This is a genomic window from Roseburia sp. AF42-8, from assembly GCF_003435965.1.
GTDB lineage: Bacteria > Bacillota > Clostridia > Lachnospirales > Lachnospiraceae > Roseburia_C > Roseburia_C amylophila.
Genome location: NZ_QTVB01000086.1, coordinates 1 through 4,237, shown reverse-complemented (window position 1 = coordinate 4,237; position 4,237 = coordinate 1). Strand labels below are relative to the sequence as shown.

Here is a 4,237-nt window from a genome sequence, read left to right as displayed (position 1 = left end):
TTATGGTTTTTATACAGAGAAATATATGAATAACTAAAATGAATATATTATGCATGATGAGAGGTGAGAACAATTTGAAAGTTTACTATTTAGCGCTATCATTATTTTTAACATTCTTCTTCGCACATCAGATAACGCATGTAATGTGCTTTGGCAGATATAGAGATAAAAAATGCAAAAAGAAAAAATTTTATTTTATCTATGGATTTTGGGTGGTATTTTTTGGAATATTGTGTACAATGATGGGTTCGGCATCAGGGGTGGATCATACATTTGATTATGGAATGAACTCCTTAGAATTGTATTTGGGCAAAAAAAATTATTTTGAGGGTAATGTTATTTATGCGGAAGATGACTATAAGCATAATGGTGATTTTATACTAGAGTATTATGTAAAAAATACAGAAGACATAGAAATAATATCAAAACAAATTGTGGAAGAAAATGTATTTATATTTAGAGCTTACAATTTAAGTGATATAAATGTTGTATGGAAATCGGTTGATGATGAGCTTTATGTTTATGGAGGTGATGAACTTTATGCAACTATAGATGTGGAAAGAAAAGGCTTGCTAGTAAAATTAAGTTTTTATTGGAATCAAGAAAAACTGAATCAAAACATGGGAGGATAAAAGTATGGCAAAAACAAAGATTGTAAAATTTATGTGTTCAATTGTGCTTGCGGTCAGTCTGGTACTTTCTCAAAGTTATACCGCAATGGCTTCAGGTTCGTCCACAATAAATGAGCAACAGTTGGGAGTTCTATTTGATGGGATGGAAAGCATAGTAGTACAGTTGGAAGAGATGGGATTGACAGAAGAGGATATAAGTGATTTATTTGGTGTACTACCAAGAGAAGACTCTTTTTACCATGGAGAAGATTGATGAATTGCATCAGGAAATTGAACAGCTTAAAACAGAAATACCGCCAGAAGATAATTCTTCCAGTAAGTTTGAGACACAGTTAGAAAGTATCATCAATATGGAATCTTTTGACAGAGAGAAAATCCAGAAGGTAATCAAAAAAGTGATTATCAATGGAGAGGACAATATAGAGATTGTATGGAATACAGATGATCCATTTTTCAGGTAAGATGGATGTTTAAAGAGTGTGGAGTGCCGAGAAAATGTGGCACTCCTTTCTTATGCAGGCATAAATATTGCTTTCAATATACTGCAATAGCAGGTATAATGGAAAGTGATATTTGAGGGTACAAAAAAATTAAATTTTTTTTGGTCTAGGGTTGACACGAGCAGGTTTATCAGTTCCAGATTCGGATATGCTGATTACATTAGCAGATGAATTGGATACTTCTGTAAGTGTATTGCTTGGAGAAACTGTAATGGAGTCAATGACAGATGACCTAAAAGCAATCTCTGAAAAATTAGAGGTAATTAATTTACAGTTGGCAAAGAGAAACATGGTCAAAGTAAAAACGATCCGTTGGATATTTATCTCGCTATGTGCGTTTATAGTGCTTGTTTTTATTGCTCTTGCGATTATGAAAAGTTCTTATCTAGGGTGGGATTATAATAACCCGGAATTTGCAGTTGCAGGAACAATATTACATGGATTTGAATTTGTCTTTGTGAGATTAGCGCCATTTGCTTTCATTGCTTCTGTTATTGGAATCGTAATTACCTATAAGAAGCGATAAATTCAAGTTTGTCAATTACAGGAGACATTGAAAGAGCCAGTCCATTCAAGGTGCTGGCTTTTTCAAAATTCAAATTTAATAAATTGCACGACAACTTAGAGTAAAAAAGAATACCCATTAGTAAGAAATGAATAGAAAATGAATAAAAGTGTGGGAAAGCGAATAAAAATGAGTTAGTATGCATCAGACACACTTTTGTAAAAGGGAGAAATTCAATTGGAAATACTATTTGAAGAAGTAGAATATATAGATGAGGTGAGCACATATGGAACAGGAAACACAGGAGCAAACTAATAAGTTTAATAATAAAATCTATTATATTCTTCCAGAGTTTTCAGGTAAGAATGTTCCTATTATAGAAGTTGCTAAACTAATGGGAAAAGACCAGCAGTTTATTCGGCAGGGAATAATAAGGGGGATTTTGCCGATTGGAGTTGCATTTAAGAAAACAATCCCAAATGGTAGTTATGAAGGGAAAGAATCATCTCAATACGATTTTTAAGTTAGCCCAAAATTATTATGGGAATATATTGGAATAATTTATAAAGAATAATATAAAAGTAATACAGGAGAGGTTATTGTGTGCCACCACCAAAAGTTAGGTTTCAAATCTAACGATTGGTGGCTGTTTTTTGCTAAATATAACTACAGAGTATATACCACAATTATCTTTCTATTAACTCCTTGCACTTCCCCTTCATCTACGGTATAATCGTAAAGTCCGTGTGCAACCAATCGCATGCGGGGATAAGAATGAATATATTGTGTTATGGATAGAGTGAAGGAGCAGGAAATGAAGAAGAAAATATGGGCGGCAGCTTTGATTTGCATTGTCGTATTAGGAATGCTGGATGGATGCGGACCAAAGGAGAAAGATACAGACAAGGAAGCAGCAGGAAATACAGAAACAGAAGCAGTGGAAGGGCTCCATGCCACAGAGACGGAGACAGAGGCACAGGGAAATCTTAAGGAAGATACCTGGTATGTTTTATCCGGTATGTATCAGCACAAAATGGAAACCGAAGAGAATACCGCTGTGATAAAAAATGTCAATGTATACAATATGGCAGGAACCATGGATGGTGAGACCTTTGTGCAGGCATCTGATTTTACCAATCATTTAAATCAGGCGGAGTATGAGATAAGCTGGAATCGTACTGAGGCAGACGAAGAAGGAAATACAGTTTATACGGTTACTTTATCTGCAAAGATTCCGTGGAATGGCATACAGACGGATGCAGAAGCTTATATCGAATATGAAGACATCAGCCTCGTGGATGCAACTACCGGAATGGTGTTGCCGCAGCATGTAGCTGCAACAGACAGTTCCATGGCTATGATGGCAGAAGTGGCTTGTGCCGGCACAACATATCAGGTGGCAGCCACAGAAGATACAGAGACAACATTTGGTGACTGGATGGTAGAGGATGGCAGTGAGTATCCGATGGTGACTTACTATGAAATAAAAGAGACTTATAAAGTAACAGCACCGGCAGAATATAAGGGACTGCTGTTCGTATTACAGACACAGCGTACCGCAGAAGAATATGAAAATGGAATTGTAAAGGGTCTTGGAACAGATGAAGCACATACATATGATGGCACAATCAATGATGGAAGTGTGGCAATTGAGTTAGACCGGGATTATGAGTATATCAATGCAGAATAGAAACTGAGCAAAGTGGGCAAAGCTTACTTTGTATCAGCATGAAACAGAATCGTCGAAAGGTGGTTCTGTTTTTCCACGTTTAAAGGAGCATACAATGGATTATAGCAGATTAGAAAAAGGAATTATGGATTTCATACAGGAGGAGCAGGTAAAGCTTGGATACCGGAAAGAAAAAATCCGGTTATATTATCCTTTAAGTTCCTTAAAACATTTCTTAGGAGAAGAAGTGGGTGGAAAATCAACGGAAGAATTGGAAAAAGAATTTTATGAAGCAGCAGGAATACGACTTGGCAGAGTAGAAATCAGCAGAAACAAGGACCGCTTTTGTTTTGTAGTGCCGGAAGAAGGCACGGAATATGTGCATGAAAAAAGAAGTGGAAATTCTTTTATTAAAAAGCTGGTGGCTCTGCTGCAGACACATCCTTGCACCATAGAGGATATCCATAAGCTGTTCTTAGGAACCGGCGAGAAGATACATTTTGAGAAAATTGAGACAGAGGATTTTGACTATTTCATTTATTTTGAAAGCGGAGAGGATTCCTATTATTATTGCTTTAAGGACGAAGGCTGCCATATCATCTATCATCGTTTTATGCCGGAGGATTACCGGGATTTGTTTTCTGACAACATAGAGTAAGCGAGGAAGAAAAAATGCAAAAGAAAATAAGCAGAGTAATTGCAGTATACAATCATTTTTGAGGAAAATATCGTTACGAATCATAAGCTTGTCCTAGCCATTCGAAGGGAAAAATGGTAAAATAGAACTAATGATGTAAGTTAAGAAAAGAAGAAAATTCACAGAAATAAAAAATAGTAGAATTTTTCTCTCTGCCGCAAGATGATTTTAGGTCGGTTGAGGGATTAGAAAACGCCGGAAACCCGCATAAACTCTATGTTTTTGCGGGTTCTC

The 4,237-nt window shown here is 36.1% G+C and carries 7 protein-coding genes; all 7 read left to right on the top strand.

Translation table 11 applies throughout. The annotated features are described in order from the left end of the window. Nucleotides 1-74 precede the first annotated feature (74 nt). The 7 genes from DW059_RS14975 (at nt 75) to DW059_RS14945 (ending at nt 3,964) form a co-directional block, all read left to right on the top strand. Complete coding sequence (locus DW059_RS14975) at nt 75-632, top strand: hypothetical protein (RefSeq protein ID WP_227700582.1); 558 nt, start codon at nt 75-77, stop codon at nt 630-632. Between the two features lie 4 nt (nt 633-636). Further along, entirely contained in the window at nt 637-885 is a 249-nt protein-coding gene (locus tag DW059_RS14970; protein ID WP_117699320.1) for a hypothetical protein, read from the top strand. Beyond that, the gene (locus tag DW059_RS14965; RefSeq protein WP_242986320.1) at nt 872-1,093 is read left to right on the top strand and encodes a hypothetical protein; all 222 of its coding nucleotides are present in this window, start codon (nt 872-874) and stop codon (nt 1,091-1,093) included. The genes DW059_RS14970 and DW059_RS14965 overlap by 14 nt, the downstream gene beginning before the upstream one ends. A 250-nt stretch (nt 1,094-1,343) precedes the next feature. Beyond that, nucleotides 1,344-1,658: an XRE family transcriptional regulator gene (locus DW059_RS14960; RefSeq protein WP_242986319.1), complete on the top strand. Its 315-nt coding sequence runs from the start codon at nt 1,344-1,346 to the stop codon at nt 1,656-1,658. A 265-nt stretch (nt 1,659-1,923) separates the two neighbouring features. Further along, a complete protein-coding gene (locus tag DW059_RS14955) occupies nt 1,924-2,160 on the top strand; it encodes a hypothetical protein (RefSeq protein WP_117699318.1) in 237 nt (78 codons plus the stop codon). Nucleotides 2,161-2,451: 291 nt separating this feature from the next. After that, nucleotides 2,452-3,327, top strand: coding sequence for a hypothetical protein (locus DW059_RS14950; RefSeq protein ID WP_117699317.1), 876 nt, complete (start codon nt 2,452-2,454; stop codon nt 3,325-3,327). A gap of 94 nt (nt 3,328-3,421) precedes the next feature. Then, complete coding sequence (locus DW059_RS14945) at nt 3,422-3,964, top strand: DUF3877 family protein (RefSeq protein ID WP_117699316.1); 543 nt, start codon at nt 3,422-3,424, stop codon at nt 3,962-3,964. Nucleotides 3,965-4,237: the final 273 nt, after the last annotated feature.

Excerpts from the sequence above, each read along its gene's own strand:
- DW059_RS14970 (WP_117699320.1), top strand. The coding sequence starts at position 637 with ATGGCAAAAACAAAGATTGTAAAATTTATGTGTTCAATTGTGCTTGCG.
- DW059_RS14965 (WP_242986320.1), top strand. The coding sequence starts at position 872 with ATGGAGAAGATTGATGAATTGCATCAGGAAATTGAACAGCTTAAAACA.
- DW059_RS14960 (WP_242986319.1), top strand. The coding sequence starts at position 1,344 with ATGGAGTCAATGACAGATGACCTAAAAGCAATCTCTGAAAAATTAGAG.
- DW059_RS14955 (WP_117699318.1), top strand. The coding sequence starts at position 1,924 with ATGGAACAGGAAACACAGGAGCAAACTAATAAGTTTAATAATAAAATC.
- DW059_RS14950 (WP_117699317.1), top strand. The coding sequence starts at position 2,452 with ATGAAGAAGAAAATATGGGCGGCAGCTTTGATTTGCATTGTCGTATTA.
- DW059_RS14945 (WP_117699316.1), top strand. The coding sequence starts at position 3,422 with ATGGATTATAGCAGATTAGAAAAAGGAATTATGGATTTCATACAGGAG.